14 protein-coding genes are annotated in these 17,965 nt (G+C 71.5%); 8 read left to right on the plus strand and 6 right to left on the minus strand.

All coding sequences use genetic code 11. The annotated features are described in order from the left end of the window. Positions 1-458: 458 nt before the first annotated feature. Positions 459-1,688 carry a neutral zinc metallopeptidase gene (locus G555_RS0116105; protein WP_156887620.1) on the minus strand — a complete coding sequence of 410 codons (1,230 nt, stop codon included), beginning with the start codon at positions 1,686-1,688 and terminating at the stop codon, positions 459-461. Between the two features lie 162 nt (positions 1,689-1,850). Here G555_RS0116105 and G555_RS20735 point away from each other — a divergent pair, with 162 nt between their 5' ends. Beyond that, positions 1,851-3,551: a DUF2207 domain-containing protein gene (locus G555_RS20735; protein ID WP_051209478.1), complete on the plus strand. Its 1,701-nt coding sequence runs from the start codon at positions 1,851-1,853 to the stop codon at positions 3,549-3,551. 85 nt (positions 3,552-3,636) lie between these two features. On the opposite strand, the gene G555_RS0116115 is transcribed toward G555_RS20735, so the two are convergent. After that, on the minus strand, positions 3,637-5,076 hold the full coding sequence (locus tag G555_RS0116115; protein WP_028709645.1) for a glycine hydroxymethyltransferase: 1,440 nt from the start codon (positions 5,074-5,076) through the stop codon (positions 3,637-3,639). 42 nt (positions 5,077-5,118) lie between these two features. Next, positions 5,119-6,549: an aminotransferase-like domain-containing protein gene (locus G555_RS0116120; RefSeq protein WP_028709646.1), complete on the minus strand. Its 1,431-nt coding sequence runs from the start codon at positions 6,547-6,549 to the stop codon at positions 5,119-5,121. A 165-nt stretch (positions 6,550-6,714) separates the two neighbouring features. On the opposite strand from G555_RS0116120, the gene G555_RS0116125 reads away from it, so the two are divergent. The 5 genes from G555_RS0116125 (at position 6,715) to G555_RS0116145 (ending at position 12,527) form a co-directional block, all read left to right on the plus strand. Further along, positions 6,715-7,962 (plus strand): Tm-1-like ATP-binding domain-containing protein, encoded by a 1,248-nt coding sequence (locus G555_RS0116125; RefSeq protein WP_028709647.1) that lies wholly within the window; start codon positions 6,715-6,717, stop codon positions 7,960-7,962. Beyond that, positions 7,959-8,741: a phosphoenolpyruvate hydrolase family protein gene (locus G555_RS0116130; RefSeq protein WP_028709648.1), complete on the plus strand. Its 783-nt coding sequence runs from the start codon at positions 7,959-7,961 to the stop codon at positions 8,739-8,741. The genes G555_RS0116125 and G555_RS0116130 overlap by 4 nt, the downstream gene beginning before the upstream one ends. Before the next feature lie 48 nt (positions 8,742-8,789). Then, on the plus strand, positions 8,790-9,641 hold the full coding sequence (locus G555_RS0116135; protein WP_028709649.1) for a phosphoenolpyruvate hydrolase family protein: 852 nt from the start codon (positions 8,790-8,792) through the stop codon (positions 9,639-9,641). A 767-nt stretch (positions 9,642-10,408) separates the two neighbouring features. After that, positions 10,409-10,747, plus strand: coding sequence for a DUF4190 domain-containing protein (locus G555_RS20740; protein ID WP_156887621.1), 339 nt, complete (start codon positions 10,409-10,411; stop codon positions 10,745-10,747). Between the two features lie 271 nt (positions 10,748-11,018). Continuing rightward, the gene (locus G555_RS0116145) at positions 11,019-12,527 is read left to right on the plus strand and encodes an FGGY-family carbohydrate kinase (RefSeq protein WP_028709650.1); all 1,509 of its coding nucleotides are present in this window, start codon (positions 11,019-11,021) and stop codon (positions 12,525-12,527) included. Positions 12,528-12,558: 31 nt separating this feature from the next. Here the strand turns inward: G555_RS0116145 and G555_RS20745 are convergent, their stop codons facing one another. Next, complete coding sequence (locus tag G555_RS20745; RefSeq protein WP_156887622.1) at positions 12,559-13,590, minus strand: YdcF family protein; 1,032 nt, start codon at positions 13,588-13,590, stop codon at positions 12,559-12,561. Between the two features lie 106 nt (positions 13,591-13,696). Between G555_RS20745 and G555_RS0116155 the strand changes: the two genes are divergently transcribed. Both G555_RS0116155 and G555_RS0116160 read left to right on the plus strand, forming a co-directional pair. Beyond that, positions 13,697-14,095 carry an MmcQ/YjbR family DNA-binding protein gene (locus G555_RS0116155; protein WP_028709651.1) on the plus strand — a complete coding sequence of 133 codons (399 nt, stop codon included), beginning with the start codon at positions 13,697-13,699 and terminating at the stop codon, positions 14,093-14,095. A 90-nt stretch (positions 14,096-14,185) separates the two neighbouring features. Beyond that, positions 14,186-15,175 carry a PfkB family carbohydrate kinase gene (locus G555_RS0116160; protein WP_051209484.1) on the plus strand — a complete coding sequence of 330 codons (990 nt, stop codon included), beginning with the start codon at positions 14,186-14,188 and terminating at the stop codon, positions 15,173-15,175. A gap of 427 nt (positions 15,176-15,602) precedes the next feature. Here G555_RS0116160 and rlmB read toward each other — a convergent pair whose 3' ends face one another. Both rlmB and cysS read right to left on the minus strand, forming a co-directional pair. Continuing rightward, a complete protein-coding gene (gene rlmB / locus G555_RS0116165; RefSeq protein ID WP_028709653.1) occupies positions 15,603-16,556 on the minus strand; it encodes a 23S rRNA (guanosine(2251)-2'-O)-methyltransferase RlmB in 954 nt (317 codons plus the stop codon). Then, on the minus strand, positions 16,556-17,962 hold the full coding sequence (gene cysS, locus G555_RS0116170) for a cysteine--tRNA ligase (protein WP_028709654.1): 1,407 nt from the start codon (positions 17,960-17,962) through the stop codon (positions 16,556-16,558). Before cysS ends, rlmB begins: the two co-directional genes overlap by 1 nt. Positions 17,963-17,965: the final 3 nt, after the last annotated feature.

A 17,965-nucleotide genomic window follows, 5' to 3' on the forward strand; every position in this document is an offset into this window, starting at 1 on the left:
ATCCCGGCCTTGGCGTAGCGGCCTGTCCCGAAGGGTAGCTACGTCGGGGCGACGACGGCTCGGTCCGGTCCCTTGTGGGTCCGGTCTGGTTCGGTCCTGTGGTCCGGGGATCGGTGCCGTTCGCAACCACCCGCCTCGCAGGCTCGGCGGGGGCCAGTCCCGTCCACGCTCACGGCACCGTCCTCCCGGACCACAGGGCCACGGGTGTGGTTCGCGACCACTCGCCTCGCAAGCTCGGCGGGGGCCAGTCCCGTCCACGCTCGCGGCACCGTCTTCCCGGACCACAGGGCCACGGGTGCGGTTCGCAACCACCCGCCTCGCAGGCTCGGCGGGGGCGAGGAGGCTCCGGCGTAGCTACGCTCCGGCCGGGACGCTACCGGGGGACCGGTAGCGTCGCGGCCTTGGCGTAGCGGCCTGTCCCGAAGGGTAGCTACGCGGGTCTCGGTGTGGCTCGGCGGTCAGCGCACGGCGTCGTCGGAGGCGGTGAAGGTGTTGCAGACGCCGACCGAGGTCGTCGCCAGACCCTTCTCGCCCCACGCCTGCCGCGTCCTGCCGAGCCCGTGGTTGCCCCACACCGTCGACTTGCCGGTCAGCACGTCGTCGCCGATGGCGTAGAACGTGTCGGAGATGTCCTGCCGATCGGCGTCGGTGATGCCGCGGCTGCGCGCGACCGAGTTGAGGAAGATGCCGTCGAGGCAGTCCGCCTGGACCTCGAGCCGCCGCTGGTAGACGTCCCCCTCGCGCTCGGGCAGGTCGTAGGCCTCGAGCTTCGCCGCGGCCAGAATCCCGGTGCGGCCCTGCAGCGCATGTCCGAACTCGTGGCCCAGGATGATGTCGAGCGCGAGCCGGCTCGAGCGGAGGCTGCTCGGCAGGATGTCCAGGACGTTGTCGGCGAAGTACACCTGCTGATCGGCCATGCAGTAGAAGGCATTCTGATCCGACGCCTTGCCGCACTTGGTGGTGATGGACGTCGAGTACACCGTGACGGTCGGGCGCGGCAGGGTGTACCCGGCCTTCTGGACGGTGGTGTCCCAGACACGCATCAGGCACGCGGTGAGCTCGTTGAGATACGCCTCCTGGGTGGAGTTGGACGCCGTCCTCGGTGCGATGTCGTCGACGTCGCAGCGCACGGGCGACGGGACGGTCTGGTCGTAGAACGGGTTCGACTGCATCGTCGCCGAGTACTCGGTCTCGGCGGGGATCGGGACCTGGTCGGGATTCGTGTCGGCCGCCGGCGGCCGGTAGTCCTCGTTCTGGTAGTCGCCGGTGACCTGCGCCTCACCCCGGAACAGCCTCACGGCCACGATGCCGGCGAGAGTGACGAGACACACCGCGACGAGTACCACGAGGACGGTGCGCAGCGGGTTGCGCCGGGGCGGTGTGGGCGGCGGCTGGTACCCGGCGTACTGGCCCATCATCGGCGGGTAGGCGGTGGGCGTCCGGGTGCCCTGCCACGATGCCGTGGACGGCTGCCCGTAGGACTGCGGGCCGATGACCGGAGCGCCCCAGACGGGCTGCCCCTGCGGCGGGCCCCAGACGGGCTGACCCTGCGGAGGGCCCCAGCCCGGCTGACCCTGCGGCGCACGGCCCTGCTGTGCGCCCCAGACGGGCTGCTGCTGGCCCCAGGTCTGGGGGCTCTGCGGCCATCCACCCTGCCCTTGCGGCGGCCGCCACGGCTGCTGTGTCACGCGCTCAGCGTAGTCGGACCGGGGTTCTCAGACGAGAAGGCCGGGAGCCGACACTCACGACCGAGGCGCACAGGCAGGGCCGGGCGCCCCCGCGTGGGATAGAGTCCTGCGCGAGACCAGGCGGCGGCCCGGCCGGCCGCCAGCGAGTGCCGAGGAGTGCAGATGGTGAGGTCGCACGGAGCCCGGCGACGGGTCCGAGCCGCGTTGTTGCTGTCGGTCGCGGGGCTGTTCTGGCTCGTCGCCGCGCCGATGGCTCACGCCCAGGACGAGCTTGCGGCGTACAACGCGACGGTGAAGGTCCTCCAGGACGGACAGTTGCAGGTCACCGCGACCCTCGACCCGTCCGGCTCCTTCCCCTCGACCGTCACGCAGCGGTTCGCGACCCGCGAACGCGTCCTCGACAACAGCGAACGCGTCTTCGAAGTGTCCAACCTCAAGGCCGTCAACGGGGACACCGACCTCGCGGCCGAGGTCTCGCAGGACGGCGACTACACCGTGCTGTCGGTTCCGACGGGCGGGCTGTCCGGCTCGGTGACCCTCACCTACACGGTGCGCGGCGCGGCGCTGCGCCAGGCCGACGGCTCGACACTCGTCCAGTGGCGCGTCCTGCAGGGCCTCTCGGCGGGGGTCGAGTCCGTCGACGTCACCGTCACGTCCGAAGCGGCCGTGCTGGAGGTCGACTGCGTGTCCGGCCCGCCGAGCGCTCCCAGCACCTGCTCGTGGTTCCAGGGCGGAACGCATGATACTCCCGACCCCACCTTCCATGACGGCCCGCGCGGGGCGGGCGAGATCGTCGCGCCGTCGGTCCGCTATCCCGGGTCGAGCGTCGCGGCCAACGAGACGGTCGTCGAGCTGTGGAGCCTCGACCGGGCGTTCCGGCCCGGCCTGGCCGAACTGCTGACCGCATTCGGGCTGCTGGTGCTCGGGGGCGCCGCGCTCTACGCGCTGCACCGCCGCATCGGCCGCGACGCGACGTCCCTCGAAGACCCGACCGTGGTGGCCTCCTTCCGCCCCGTGGGGGCGGGGGCGAGCGAGTTCGTCGTCGCGAACGACGTCCGCCCCGGCATGGTCGGCACCCTGCTCGACGAACGGGTCGACCCGGTCGATGTCACCGCGAGCGTCCTCGACCTCGCGGTGCGCGGCTACCTCCTCATCACGGAGCTACCGCGCGAGAGCGACTACGCGCCGACAGACTGGACGTTCACCCGCACCGACCGCGCGACCGACGATCTCGCGCCCTACGAGTCGGCGATCCTGGACGCGGTCGCGCCGGCCGAGGGGCGGCTCACGGTGTCCGAGATCGGGCCTGCGGTGGTCGACGCCGTGCCGCGGATCCAGTCCGAGCTCTACGACGAGGTCGTGTCCCGCGGCTGGTTCGCCAAGCGCCCCGACGACACCCGCAGCCTGTGGGGACGTCTCGGCTGGATCGTCCTCGCCGTCGCGGCGGTCGCGACGGTGGTGCTCGTGGCGTTCACGACCTTCGGGCTCGTCGGGCTCGCGATCGTCCTGCTCGCGCTGGGGCTGCTGTTCGTCGCGCAGGAGATGCCGTCGCGAACGGCGGCCGGCACCTCGGTGCTGGCCGGGCTGCGCGCGCTGCAGGCCGAACTGCTCACACACCCCACCGACGAGGCCCCGGCGGGCAGGGAGTACGAGCAGCTCTCGCGCGTGCTGCCCTATGCCGTCGTCCTCGGCGGTCAGGACCGGTGGATCCGTGCGCTCGTCGCTGCCGACGACGACGCGGGTGTCGCCGACCCGACCGACCTGGACTGGTACCACGCGCCCGCCACCTGGCATCTGCAGGATCTGCCGGGATCGTTGCGGAACCTGCTCACCACGTTGCAGGGCACGTTGTTCAGCCGCTGAAGCGAGCAGCACGCGCCCGACCGGCGCGGCGCCGGATCCCACGGAGAAGTGACCGCCGTCGGACCCGGTCGCCCCGTGCTGCTGCTCAGAGCTCCAGTCCCGGATACAGCGGGTTCGCGTCCAGCAGTTCGGCCGCCGCAGCCCGCGTCCGCTCCGCGATCCCGGCGGGCAGGAGCACGTTGGCCTTCGACGGCGTCCCGGCCTTGGTCGTCGCCGGCTCGGCCGCGGCGAGGACATCGGCGATGAGCCCCGCGACCTGGACGAACTCGTCGGCGCCGAACCCGCGGCTGGTCAGGGCCGGCGTCCCGATGCGGACACCGCTGGTGTACCAGGCGCCGTTCGGGTCGCGCGGCACCGAGTTGCGATTGGTGACGATCCCGGCCTCGAGGAGCGCGGTCTCCGCCTGCCTGCCGGTGACGCCGAAGCCGCTGACGTCCAGGAGGACGATGTGGTTGTCGGTGCCGCCGGTGACGAGCGTCACGCCACGTGCGGCCAGAGCCTCGGCGAGCGTCTGCGCGTTGTCGGCCACCGCCTGCGCGTAGGTCGCGAACGCGGGCGTGCGTGCCTCGGCGAGCGCGACGGCCTTCGCGGCCATGACGTGGCCGAGCGGGCCGCCGAGCACCATCGGGCAGCCGCGGTCGATGAACGGGGCGTACTCCTCGGTCGACAGCAGGAGGCCGCCGCGAGGACCGCGCAGGGACTTGTGCGTCGTGGTGGCGACGATGTCGGCGTAGCCGACGGGGTTCTCCTCGCCGGTGAACACCTTGCCGGCCACGAGACCGGCGAAGTGGGCCATGTCGACGAACAGGGTGGCGCCGACCTCGTCGGCGATCTCGCGCATCTTCGCGAAGTTCACACGGCGCGGGTAGGCCGAATACCCGGCGACGAGGATCAGCGGCTTGAACTCCCTCGCGGTGGCCCGCAGCGCGTCGTAGTCGATGAGGCCGGTCTCGGGGTCTGTGCCGTAGGAGTGCTGCTGGAACATCTTGCCCGAGATGTTGTGGCGGAAGCCGTGCGTGAGATGCCCGCCGGCGTCCAGGGACATGCCCATGACCCGCTGCCGCCCGAACTCCGCGCGCAACTCCTCCCAGTCCGCCTCGGACAGGTCGTTCACCGTCTTCGCGCCGAGGCGCTCCAGCGTCGGGGACTCGATGTTCTTCGCGAGGATCGCCCAGTACGCCACGAGGTTGGCGTCGATGCCGGAATGCGGCTGCGCGTAGGCGTACTCGGCTCCGAACAGTTCGCGGGCGTGCTCGGCGGCGACGGCCTCGACGGTGTCGATGTTCCGGCAGCCGGCGTAGAACCGCTTGCCGACCGTGCCCTCTGCGTACTTGTCGGACAACCAGGTGCCCATCGTCATGAGCACGGGAAGCGACGCATAGTTCTCGGAGGCGATGAGCTTCAGGGACGCGCGCTGGTCGGCGAGCTCCTGGCGGGTGGCCTGCGCGATTCGCGGCTCCACGGATTCGATGACGGACAGCGCCTGCCGGTAGACGCTGGATGCGGTCGCGGCGAGATCGGCCACGGGTTACCTCCTTGGAATGTTCGCCTCCAACCTAACGGAGGATCAGCGGGAGGTCGCCACTTCTCGCGGCCCGCCCGCCCACTCGGCGAGGAACCCGGCGATGGCCGGGATCGCCCGCTCGAGGGTGGCCGGACGTCCGAGAGGCAGACGCAGATGCGTCGTCCAGTTGTCGGTGGGGGAGAAGTGGGAGCCGGGGATCACGACGATCCGGGCGCGAGCCAGCCGCGCCGCGAGCGCCACGGTGTCGGTGTGGGCGTCGACCCACAGGCAGGCCCCGGCGTCGGGCACCGAGTACGTCCACCCCGGCAGATACTCCGACAGCAGGCCGACGGTGAGGTCGCGGGTGTGCGCCAGTTCGGCGCGGCGCAGGTCGCGCGCCTCGGCGGCCAGCGGGAGCAGTTCCGCGGCAAGCACCTGTGACGGGACGCTGCCGGCGAGGTCGGTCGTCACCCGCCGGTCGATCGCCGCGTCGAGGACCTGCGCGCTCCCGCGGATCCACCCGACGCGGATGCCGGCCCAGAAGAGTTTCGTCAGCGACCCGATGCTGATGGACAGCCCGGGCGGCACCAGCGCCCCGAGGTGTCCGGGGTGCTGACCGGCATGGAGGTCCGCCGTCGATCCGTCGTCGATCGTCGGGAGCTGCGTGCGGGCGATGACGTCGGCGACCTCGCGTCGCCGACGTGGACTCCACGTGACGCCGGTCACGTTGTGGGCCGTCGGCAGGACGTACAGCAGCCGCGCGCCGTCACGGCGCACCGCCGTCTCGAGAGCCAGCGGGTCGATGCCCTCCTCGTCGCACGGGACTCCCACGACGCGCGCCTCCCGGCGCCCCAGCACATCGAGGGCGCCGCGGTAGGTGGGGTCCTCCACGAGCACGGTGTCGCCGGGCTGGACGAGGACGTCGGCGACGATCGACAGCGCATGGTGTGAGCCGTTCGTGAGCACGATGTCGTCGGTCGTGGTCGCGAGCCCCTGCTCGCTGTAGGCGGCCGCGACGGCCTCCCGTGTGGACTCCAGCCCGCGCGGGACGAACCGGTCGAGCAGCAGTGACTCGCGCACCGACGCCGTCCACGGCCCCCGCAGCGCCCGGCTCAGCAGCGGCGAGGCGGGGAGGGCGCCGCTGCTCAGGTCGAGCGGGGTGTCGGGAGCCGCATAGGTCCGCAGCCGGTCTCCGTGCCAGTCGGGAGCGCACCGCTGCGAGGACATGCGCACGCGCGTCCCGGCGCCGTGGCGCGTCGACACCCAGCCCTCGTCCTTCAGCGTGTCGTAGGCCGCGCCCACGGTCATCCGGCTGACCGCGAGAACGCGCGCCAACTCCCGCCGTGAGGGGAGCACGCTGCCGGGCGTGAGGCCCCCTTCGGCCAGCACGTCCCGCAACGCGTCGGCGAGGAGCGTGTGCAGGGCACCCTTGCCGAGATCCCACCCCGCGAGCTGGCGGGCCAGGTGGTTCGGAGCGATCCTCGATCCGTCCATGAGACCTCCTGCGCATCGTCATCCGGAGGCTTCGTCCCATCCTCGCACGGCCGCACCCGCCGGAGGGTCCCGGATGAGAACCGTTGCCACTAGCCCACAAGTGGCCATTGGGCGCGCGGAGCCCGGCCGCTTGGCTGAACCCACTGACACACAAGGAGGTGGATCATGCCGGATGTCGTCGTCGTCGCGACCGTCGACACGAAGGGCCGCGAGGCGCAGTACATCCTCGAGCAGCTTGCGATCGCCGGAGCGAGCGCTCGGGTCATCGACATCGGAGTGCTCGGGACCACGTCGGAGGTCGATGTCCCCATCGCCGTCCCGGCGGACGAGGTGGCCGGGCTGGGCGGAGAGTCTCTCGAATCGCTGCGTACCGGCAGCGAACAGGGAGGAGCGCGCGGCCACGCGCTGGAGGTCATGACGAAGGGGCTCGCCGCAGCCCTGCGGCGGGAACTGGACGCCGGACGGCTGGGCTGCGTGCTCGGCATCGGCGGTTCGTCCGGGTCGTCGGTGATCGGCGGTGCCCTCCAGGCGCTGCCCGTCGGGGTGCCGAAGCTGCTGGTCTCGACCATGGCCAGCGGGGACGTGTCCCCGTACGTGGGCATCCGGGACGTCACGCTCATGTACTCGGTCACCGACATCGCCGGGCTGAACCGCATCTCGCGCGTGGTGCTGCGCAACGCCGCCCGCGCAGCGGCGGGGATGGCGGCTCCCGACGGCGCGGCCGGCGGGACGCAGACCGAGGAGTTGCCGCTCGTCGGCATCTCGATGTTCGGCGTCACCACGCCGGCGGTGATGGCGGTGCAGGCCGGGCTGGAGCGTGCGGGCTTCGAGACGAACGTCTTCCACGCCACGGGTGCCGGCGGCCGGGCGATGGAGGGGCTGGTCGCCGACGGGCTCATCGACGCGGTGGTCGATCTCACGACGAGCGAGCTCACCGACGAGCTCGTCGGGGGTGTGCTGAGCGCCGGTCCGGAGCGGATGGAGGCGGCCGGCAGGCGAGGCATCCCACAGGTGCTCGTCCCCGGCGCGCTGGAGATCGTCAACTTCGGAGCGGAGCCCACCGTGCCCGCGGCCTTCCGGACGCCGGAGCGCCGACTGCACGTGCACAACAGCGCCGTGACGATCGTGCGGACGAACATCGAGGAGAGCCGCGAGCTGGGCCGGATCTTCACCGCGAAGGCGAACCTGGCCGTCGGTCCGACGACGGTCGTCCTGCCGCTGAAGGGGCTCTCGGCGCTGGATGCGCCCGGCGAGCCGTACGAGGACCGCGCCGCCGACGATGCCCTGTTCGCCGAGATCAGGGCGGGACTGCGCCCGGAGGTGAAGCTCGTCGAGGTGGACGCGGCGATCAACGAGCCGACGTTCACCGACGCCGTCCTGGCGGAGTTCGCCGCGGCCTGGGAGCGCCGATGAGTGCCGAACCACTCATCGCCGTGGGGGTGGGCTGCGGACTGACCGCGGCCGGAGCCGTTGCGGGCGGGGCGGATCTGCTGGCCTGCTACTCGACGGCCGTGTACCGCTCCCGCGGACTGCCGTCGGTCCTGGCGTTCCTGCCCTACGAGGATCCGAACAGGGCCGTCGCCGACGTCCTGCCCGATGTCGTCGCCGCGGCGGGGACCGTCCCGGTGTTCGCGGGGATCGGGGCGCACGACCCGCGTTGGCGGCCCGGCGACCTGGTCCGGGCCCGGCTCGACCAGGGCGCGGTGGGTGTGATGAACGAGCCGTTCGTCGGGGTGTACTCCGGCGATCTGCGGACGCAACTGGAGGCCGCGGGCCTGGGCTATGCGCGGGAGCTCGACCTCGCCCGCGAGGCGACGCGAGCGGGGGCACTGGTGCTCGGCTGGGCATGGAACCCCCAGGAGGCCGCGGCGATGGCGGCGACCGGGGCCAGCCACGTGGGGCTGATGCTCGGCATCACCGCGGGCGGGCGCCTCGGGTCGGAGCCGGGCGTCGCGCTCGCCGAGTCGCTGGACCTGCTGGCCGAGATGGCGGCGGCGGCGCGGCGGGAGAACCCGGACGCGATCACGATCGTCCACGGCGGGCCGCTGCACGATCCGGAGGGCGTGGCCAAGGCTCTCGCCCACTCGGGCGCCGACGGGTATCTGGGTGGCTCGTCGCTGGAGCGGCTGCCGGTGCTCGAAGGCATGAGCGCGGCCGTGCGGGCCTTCCGCGGCGCCCTCGCCCGCACCTGACCGCGGGCATCGTAGGAGATTTCGACAACAACGAAAGGGACAACAACCATGGCTGTTCACTACACGCGCGAGCAGGTTCTCGCCCGCCTGCGGGCCGAGATCGACGCGGGACGCCCCGTCGTCATCGTCGGCGCGGGAACCGGCATCTCGGCGAAGTTCGCCGAGCGAGGCGGAGCCGACCTGATCGGCGTCTACAACTCGGGCAAGTACCGCATGGACGGGCACGGCTCGCTGGCCGGGCTCATGCCCTACGGCGACGCCAACCAGATCGTCATCGACCTCGGCGCGCGCACCGTCCTCCCGGTCGTCAAGGAGACGCCCGTCATCGGCGGCATCTGCGGGTCGGACCCGACCCGGGAGATGCGCACCTACCTGGCGGAGTTGCAGCGGCTGGGCATCGCGGGCGTCATGAACTTCCCGACGGTCGGCCTCATCGACTGGGACAGCAAGTACCGCCAGGAACTGGAGAGCACCGGCATGGGGTACGACCAGGAGATCGAGGCGCTGAAGATCGCCAAGGAGCTCGGACTGTTCACGATGGGCTACGCCTTCCGGCCCGAGGAGGGCGCGATGGTCGGCGCTGCCGGGATGGACGTCGTCATCGCCCACATGGGCCTGACCCGCGGCGGGTCGATCGGATCGACGATCTCGAAGGAGGAGGACCTGGCGCAGGCGGCGAAGCTGGTCGACGCCATCGGCGACGCGGCCCGGGCGGAGAACCCCGACATCATGGTCTTCTGCCACGGCGGCGCGATCGCGTACCCGCCCGACACGGCCTACATGTACGAGCACACCCAGGCCGTCGGGTTCCTGGGCGCGTCGAGTGCCGAGCGGATCCCGGTGGAGGAGCCGCTGCGCGCGGCGACGGCGGCCTTCAAGGCGGCGTCCCTGCGGCGGTGACGATCAGGCGGGGCGGTCGCGTACCGCCCCGCCCCCGGCGCGGGCATTGTCTCTTGCGGAGGTAGGCGCCGCGCTCGGCCGGGTGCGTGTCGCCCCGCTCCGCGCGGGCGTGGTCCACGCAGCGCTGCCGCGACCCGGACACCGTGGGCCGGGCTGCAGCTTTGCGCAACGGCCGGCGTCCAAGGTCGCGCCGTGCAGCGGCGTGCCCACGGACGTCCCGGCCCAGGCATGAGGCGGAGCGCTGACCGCCAGGTTGTGCGGGCTCCGAGGGACGGTCCGAGGGGCGCGTCTCGCTGACCGCCACGTTGTGCGGCATACGAGCTGCGAATCCGCGCCGGTATGCCTCAGAACCTGGCGGTCAGCCTTCCGCGGCGCGCCAACCCGGCCGGTATGCCTCGCAACCTGGCGGTCAGCCTGTTCGGCTGTGTCATCAGGCAGAACCAGCGGAGGAGTCGGAAGCCGACGGGGTCGATGTCGCGTCGCGGGTGGTGCGGACGATGCGTGGTTCGCCGCCTGCGGGATCACGCCGAACTGAAGACGCTCGTGCTTCTTGACGTTGGCTGCAGCGCGCCGGCCGAAGGAGTTCGATATCCTCGTTTCGCCGCAGATGACGAAACGCCACTGATGCATGCATTGCGCTCTTGGTGGCCGCACCCGAGGGGGATCGCCTTGATCACAAACGAACGCGTTCCGATGACCCAGTTCGGAGTGGACATGGCAGCGCCTCTCGCGCTCGGCTACATGGCTCTCGGCGCCGGGGGGGGGCCTTGCTTGGCAGCGCGCAGATTGCCGTGATCCTGCCAGGCGTCGCGCTTGCCGCCCTCATGTTCTACGCCGCGTTTGCCCCGGACGCCCTGTTGACGAAGCCTGCACATGGACCCCACGGCATCGCCCTGCCTGTTGTCGCTCTCGCCGTCGCGCTGATCGGAGCCCCGATCATCGGCATCGTGCTCGGTCATGTGAGCCGGCATCAGATCCGCACACGGGGCGGTGACGGTGACGGCATTGCTCTTGCCGCACTTGTCATTGGCTACGTCGTTCTCTCCCTGGAACTCACCGCAATGATCTGGTTCTGGGCGGCCATCGTCAGATGGGCTACTGCTTAGCCCGCAGTGTTCACTGCACATCCCTTGGCCGCGCGCACGTGTCTCACTTACACGCACAGAGCAGCATCGCTGCCCACACCCGACGACACGGAGCGACACTCACGCGGATGATCACGATCTGTGGGACGACGAAGAGCGTGGTTCGGGCGGACCTCCGGCGCGCCGATGAGCGAAGTCCGTGCACGCCGGCACCCAGGAGCCCGCAGGCCTCCCCAGCCGTCGGGCCCGCGGGTTACCGTGGGGTCCGGATCAGGAGACGAAGGAGTCGCTGATGGGCACGTACGTCATAGGTGTGGACAACGGCGGGACCGTCACGAAGGCGTGTCTGTACGACGCCGAGGGGAGCCTGCTGGGGACGGCCTCGGTGAAGGTTCCGACGCTCACGCCTCATCCGCTGTGGACCGAACGGGACACCGAGGCGCTGTGGCAGGCCAACATCAGCGCGATCCGCCAGTGCATCGCCGCGGCGGGCGTGGACCCGGCCGAGGTCGCCGGGCTCGCGTTGACCGGGCACGGCAACGGCATGTACCTGTCCCGTGCGGATGGCTCGGCCCCATGGAACGGGATCATCTCGACCGACGGCAGGGCGCAACCCTACGTGGACGCCTGGCACGCGCGTCCCGACTTCGACGAGCGGGCGCGGCGCAAGACGCTGTCGAGCGTGTGGGCCGGTCAGCCGGTCGCGCTGCTGGCCTGGATGGACGAGCACCACCCCGAGGTGTTCGACGACACCGCCTACGTCTTCATGGCGAAGGACTACGTCCGCTTCCGTCTCACCGGCGAGGCGGCGTTCGAGGAGACCGACGCGTCGTTCGTCGGCGTCATGGACATCACGCGGCGCGTCTACGACCGTGACCTGCTCGACTTCTTCGGCGTGGGCCGGTGGATCGACAAGCTGCCCCCGCAGGTCCCGTCGACGGCGATCGCGGCCAGGCTGACCGCCGAGGCCGCCGCCCTGACCGGCCTGCCCGAGGGGACGCCGGTCGCCGGCGGCTGCGCCGACATCGCCGCGTCCGCGCTCGCCAGCGGCGTCGTGTCGCCCGACAAGCTCGCGGTCGTCACCGGCACGTGGAGCATCAACGAGTACGTCACCACCGAGCCGAGCCCCGACTCGGCTCCCTTCCTCACCGCCGTGTACCCGGTGCCGGGCACGTGGCTCGTGCTGGAGGCGTCCCCGAACGGCGTGTCCAACCTTGAGTGGTACCTGCGGTCCGTGCTCAAGCCGCTCCTGGCGCGCTTCGGTGCCGAGCCCGGCGACGGGGACGTCTTCGCCGCCTGCGAGCAGATGATCGGCGAGATCGAGCCGAGCCTCGACGACCCGTTCTTCGTGCCGTTCATCAACGGCAGCGGGGTCGTCCCCGACGGACGCGCCGCGTTCGTCGGCCTGCTCACACTGCACGACGTGCGGCACCTTGTGCGGGCGGTGTACGAGGGCGTCGTCCTCAGCCACCTGTACGACATCCGGCGGCTGCGCGGGTACGCCACGCTTGCCGACACGGCGACGTTCACCGGGGGCGCCGCGAACTCGCCGATGTGGACGCAGATGTTCGCCGATGCCATCGGGTCTCCGCTGCAGGTCGTGGACGCCCCCGAGGCCGGCACGCTCGGCGTCGCGATCATGGCGGCGGTGGCGGTCGGGATGTGGCCCGACGTCGTGACCGCCGTGTCCAGGATGACGCGCGAGCCGCGCCAGGTCGTCACCCCCGACCCGGAGAGGACCGCCTTCTGGGAACAGCGGTACGAGCGCTTCGCGGCGTACCTGGAGACGCAACGCGGCTGAGGGCCGCTGTCGGTGGAGGGGAAGTGCCGCGTCAGACGGCGTCGAGCAGGCCGACGATCAGCAGGCCCGCGAGCGGCAGCAGGGACAGGCCGAGCCCGACCGCGTTGAACCACCGGCTGTCGCGCAGGATCGCCACGTATTCGCGGATCGTCGCGCTCGGCCAGTAGTAGCCGGCCGTCGCGGACCCGAGGCTGTAGCCGGGTATGCCCACGCGTCGCATGAGCAGCGCGGCCCGGAACGCGTGGAAGCTGTTCGTCACGACGGCCACTCGGCCCGTGATCAGGCGGGCGGCGAGGACACGGGCCGTGTTGGCCAGGTTCTCCTCCGTCGTGCGTGAGCGGTCCTCCTCGGCGATGCGGTCGGGATCGACGCCGTGCTCGACGAGGTACTCGCTCATCGCGTGGGCTTCGGCGCGGGTCTCGTCATCGCCCTTGCCTCCCGACGTGATCATGAGCGGGTCCCGGCCGGCGAGCCGGGCGCGTTCCAGCACGGCCCGCCCCCGGTCGAGCCGGCTGGCGAGCAGCGGCGGCACACGGCCCCCGACGAGCCCCGATCCGAGGACGACGATCGCCTCGACCGGCCGTCCCCACCGCTTCGTGCACGCCTGGTAGAGCTGCGAGTAGCCGAGATACGCGACGAAGCCGAAGGAGAGGTAGCCGACCGGCAGACCGAGCAGGAGGAGGAACAGGAACACCTGGCTCAGCGACAGCATGACCGAGGCGATGCCCAGGCCCACGTAGCCGAGGATGGCGATCCCGAGCAGCAGCGAGAGCAGGTTCGCCAGGTGCCGGCCCTCCTTGCGCACCATGGTGAGCCCGTTCAGCACGAGAACCACTCCGAGCACGATCACCAGGGCGAGCAGGAGGAGGAAGAGACCGAGCACCACCCACACCCCGAGATCCGGCGTCTCGCTGGCCACGGTGAGGACGATGACGAGCAGGTACAGCGCGCTCAGCAGGACCGCGGCGGCCAGCGCCAGGCCGATGCGCAGCTTGCGCGGGTCGCGCCACGCACTCACGGCGGCCGCGACCACGAGAACGAGTGGCATGATCCAGGGCTCCACGCCCCGGAGCCTACCGATGCCCACGGCGGGACGCCCCGGTGCCGGTCCTTCCGGTCGTGGCGGGGGCGTCCTTCCGGTCGTGGCACCGCGTTCCTACACTGGCCGGATGCCGCATCCGCTCATGTTCGCGCCGGACGATCCGCTGCTCGCGCGGCTGCGCGGGATCGCGTTCGCCCTGCCGGGCGCACGGGAGAAGCTGTCGCACGGGCATCCCGCCTTCCACACGGTGAAGGTGTTCGCCTATTTCGGGGGCTCGCAACGGATCGGCGGCGAGTGGGTTCGGCACGAGCGCGCCGTGCTGTTCCTTCCCGAGCCGGGGCTGGGCCCGGCGCTGCGTGCCGACCCTCGCACGTGGGTGCCCGCCTACCTCGGTCCGGCCGGATGGCTCGGCCAGGATCTGGGCGGCCACACCGACTGGGAGGAGGTCGCCGAGTTCGTCGAGGGGTCGTACCGGCAGACGGCGCCGCGGCGACTCGTCGCCGACCTGGACGTCCGGGGCACCTGAGGCGGTGAACCGGTCGTCCGGTCGTGTCCGCCTCGCGCCGGTGTCGTCCGGCGCGCCGGACGCGCGGCGATCGCGTACTACGCTCCACGCATGGTGGCGAAGACGGCAGACGAGGCCGGCGACGGCGTGCGCCCCCGTCGTGTCCTGTGCCTGGGCGAGGCGCTCATCGACGTCGTCGTCCGCGAAGGAGCCGAGCCGGTCGAGCATGTGGGCGGCAGTCCGCTGAACGTGTCCACCGGGCTCGCGAGGCTGGGGCACGCCGCGAGCATCTGCGCATGGTGGGGGCGCGACGACCGCGGGCACCGGCTCGCCGAAGCCGCGGCAGCGGCCGGGGCACGCGTGGAACCCGGCAGCGACGGCGCGGCCGCGACGTCCGTCGCCTACGCGCGGGTCGACCGGGACGGGCGGGCCTCCTACACCTTCGATCTGACCTGGGACGTCCCGGGCATCGCCGGTCTGGACCTCGTCGACCACCTGCACACCGGCAGTATCGCGGCGACGCTCGAACCGGGCGGGGCGAAGGTCGTCGGCGTGGTCGGCCGCGCGCGGCGGACGGCGACGGTCTCCTACGATCCGAACATCCGGCCCGCGATCATGGGGACGCCCGGACAGGTGCTGGCCCGCGTCGAGGATCTCGTCGGTCTCTGCGATGTCGTGAAGGCCTCCGACGAGGACCTCGCCTGGCTGTATCCGGAGGAGCCCGTCGAGGACGTCCTGCGCCGCTGGGCGGGTCTCGGGCCTGCACTCGTCGTGTGCACCCGTGGGCCGTGGGGTGCCTACGCGCTGCTGCGCGGCAACCGCGATCTGCTCGTCGTGGACCCGTTGACCGTGCCGGTGGCCGACACGGTGGGTGCCGGCGACTCGTTCATGGCCGGGCTCGTCTCGGGCCTGCTGGAGGCCGGGCTTCTCGGCGGTGCGGACGCCCGGCGGCGGCTGCGCGGCGCGGACTGGTCGCAGGTGCAACCCGCCCTCCACCGGGCGGTGGTGACGTCGGCGATCACCGTGAGCCGCGCCGGGTCGTACGCACCGACCCTCGCAGAGGTCCGCGACCTGCAGGACGCAGACCCGCTCCTGTCGTAGACCGGTGGCTGAGCTTGTCACCACGGTGGTTGAGCTTGTCGAAACCCTGGGTCCTTTCGACAGGCTCAAGGACCCCCGTCCTGGTGGTTGAGCTTGCCAGCTACGGTGGTTGAGCTTGTCGAAACCAAGGACCCTTTCGACAGGCTCAAGGACCCTTTCGACAGGCTCAAGGACCCCCGCCGTGGTGGTTGAGCTTGTCGAAACCCCGGGTCCTTTCGACAGGTTCAAGGGTCCTTTCGACAGGCTCAGGGACCCCCGCCGTGGTGGTTGAGCTTGCCAGCTACGGTGGTTGAGCTTGTCGAAACCCCGGGTCCTTTCGACGGGCTCAAGGATCCTCTCGACGGGCTCAAGGGTCCTTTCGACAGGCTCAAGGGCCCTTTCGACAGGCTCAAGGGCCGGTGGCTGAGCCTGTCGAAGCCAGCAGGCGTCAGCCGCGGGCGCGGGCGATCTCGTACAGCGCGATCCCGGCAGCGACCCCCGCGTTGAGGGACTCGATCGCCGACGAGATCGGGATCGATGCCAGGACGTCGCAGTGCTCGCGCACGAGCCGGGACAGGCCGGTCTCCTCGGACCCGACGACCAGCACGACGGGATCGGACAGGTCCACCGCGGCGAGGTCGGTCTCGGCCTCCCCGGCCAGTCCGACGATGGTGAAGCCCGCCTTGGCGAACGTCTCGAGCGAGCGGTTGAGATTCGTCGCCCGCGCGATCGGCAGCCGGGCCGCAGCGCCCGCGGAGGTCTTCCACGCCGCGGCCGTCACGGACGCCGCGCGACGTTCGGGGATGACCACCCCGACCGCTCCGAACGCAGCGGCCGACCGGATGATCGCTCCGAGGTTGCGGGGGTCGGTGATCGCGTCGAGGACGACGACGAGCGCCGGGGCGTCGGAGTCGATCGCTGCGTCGAGGATGTCCGCCGGGTCCGCGTACTCGTAGGCGGGCAACTGCAGCGCGACGCCCTGGTGGACGGCGCCGTCGGTGAGACGGTCGAGCTCGTGCCGGGTGGTCTGCAGCAGGGGGATGGACCGGGCCGCCGCGGTCTTGAGGATCTCGGCGATGCGGTCGTCCCGTTCGATCCCCTCGGCGACGTGGAGCTGCCGCACCGGCAGGTCCGCGCGCAGCGCCTCCAGGACCGGGTTGCGGCCGGCGACCCATTCCGGCCCCGCGCGTCCGGACCTCTTGGCGCGCGGCGCCCGTTGCTGTCCCTGTGACGATCCGGTCTTGCGATATGCCTTGTGGTAGGGGCGGTCCTCGGCCTTCGGGGTCGGTCCCCTGCCCTCCAGCGACCGCCGGATGCGCCCTCCCGAGCCGGCGGTGTTGCCCTGTCCGGTGCCCTTGCCGCGTTTGCGCACCGCGCCTTTGCGCTGACTGTTGCCGGCCATCAGCGGCTCAGGCTCCAGCGCGCGCCCGAGGGCGTGTCCTCGATCTTGACGCCGAGGGCGCCGAGTTGATCGCGGATCGCGTCGGCCGCCGCGTAGTCCTTGCGGGCGCGGGCGTCCTGCCGCTGTTGCAGCAGGGATGCGACGAGGCCGTCGACGACCGGCTTGAGGTCGGCCCCGGCCCCGGTCGTGCTCGCCCACACCTCGTCGGCGGGGTCGAGGCCGAACACGCCGAGCATGCCGAGCACGTCCCCGAGCGCCGCACCCACGGCCTCGGCGTCGCCGGTCTCAAGGGCGACGTTGCCGTCGCGGACCCGCTGGTACACGACCGCCATGGCGGCCGGCGTCGCCAGGTCGTCGTCCATCGCGGCGGCGAACGCGGCCGGCACCGGCAGCGGCTCGGACGGCGCCACCTCGGCGGCCCGCTCCAGGAAGGAGTCGATGCGGGCCAGCGACGCGGTCGCCTCCGCCAGCGATGTGTCGGACAACTCCACCGCGGACCGGTAGTGGGGCGCGGCGAGGTACAGGCGGACGGCGCGCGCGGGGAAGCGTTTCGTGACCTCTGTTACGCGCGCGGTGTTGCCCAGCGACTTCGACATCTTCTCGCCGGCGGCCGTCACCCAGGCGTTGTGCATCCAGTACCGGGCGAAGGGGTATCCGGCCGCCGTCGACTGGGCGAGCTCGTTCTCGTGATGGGGGAAGCGCAGATCGATCCCTCCGCCGTGGATGTCGAACGTCGCGCCGAGGTACTTCCCGGCCATCGCCGAGCACTCCAGGTGCCAGCCGGGACGACCCGGCCCCCACGGCGACGGCCAGGACGCGGTCGGCGGATCGGTGGGGCCGGAGCCCTTCCAGAGGGCGAAATCGCGAGGGTCCCGCTTGCCGCGCGGGTCGGCGTCGGCGGCCGGCTCCATCTCGCCGACCTTCTGCCCGGAGAGGCGCCCGTAGTCGGGCCAGGACAGGACATCGAAGTACACGTCCCCCGAACCGTCGGGCGCGACGTAGGCGTGGCCGCGCTCGATCAACCGCTGGGTGAGCGCGAGCATCTCGGGAATGTGCCCCGTCGCGCGCGGCTCGTATGTGGGGGGCGTGCAGCCGAGCGCGGCGTAGGCCGCGTGCAGTTCGCGCTCGTAGTGGTACGCGTGTGCCCACCATGGCACCCCCCGCGCGGCCGACTTGGCCAGGATCTTGTCGTCGATGTCGGTCACGTTGGCGACGACCGTGACCTCGTACCCCGAGGACGTGAGCCAGCGGCGCAGGACGTCGAAGACGACCTCCTTGCGGATGTGGCCCAGGTGCGGGGCGCCGTCGACGGTCATCCCGCAGTGGTAGATCGAGACCTTGCCGGGGATGGTCGGCACGAACTCGGTGACCGCGCGGGTGGCGCTGTCGTACAGATGGAACGTCACCCC

The sequence above is a fragment of the Propionicicella superfundia DSM 22317 genome, from assembly GCF_000423465.1.
GTDB lineage: Bacteria > Actinomycetota > Actinomycetes > Propionibacteriales > Propionibacteriaceae > Propionicicella > Propionicicella superfundia.

Coding starts and splice junctions, on each gene's coding strand:
- G555_RS20735 (WP_051209478.1), top strand. CDS start 1,851: ATGGTGAGGTCGCACGGAGCCCGGCGACGGGTCCGAGCCGCGTTGTTG.
- G555_RS0116120 (WP_028709646.1), bottom strand. CDS start 6,549: ATGGACGGATCGAGGATCGCTCCGAACCACCTGGCCCGCCAGCTCGCG.
- G555_RS0116125 (WP_028709647.1), top strand. CDS start 6,715: ATGCCGGATGTCGTCGTCGTCGCGACCGTCGACACGAAGGGCCGCGAG.
- G555_RS0116130 (WP_028709648.1), top strand. CDS start 7,959: ATGAGTGCCGAACCACTCATCGCCGTGGGGGTGGGCTGCGGACTGACC.
- G555_RS0116135 (WP_028709649.1), top strand. CDS start 8,790: ATGGCTGTTCACTACACGCGCGAGCAGGTTCTCGCCCGCCTGCGGGCC.
- G555_RS0116145 (WP_028709650.1), top strand. CDS start 11,019: ATGGGCACGTACGTCATAGGTGTGGACAACGGCGGGACCGTCACGAAG.
- G555_RS0116155 (WP_028709651.1), top strand. CDS start 13,697: ATGCCGCATCCGCTCATGTTCGCGCCGGACGATCCGCTGCTCGCGCGG.
- G555_RS0116160 (WP_051209484.1), top strand. CDS start 14,186: ATGGTGGCGAAGACGGCAGACGAGGCCGGCGACGGCGTGCGCCCCCGT.
- rlmB (WP_028709653.1), bottom strand. CDS start 16,556: ATGGCCGGCAACAGTCAGCGCAAAGGCGCGGTGCGCAAACGCGGCAAG.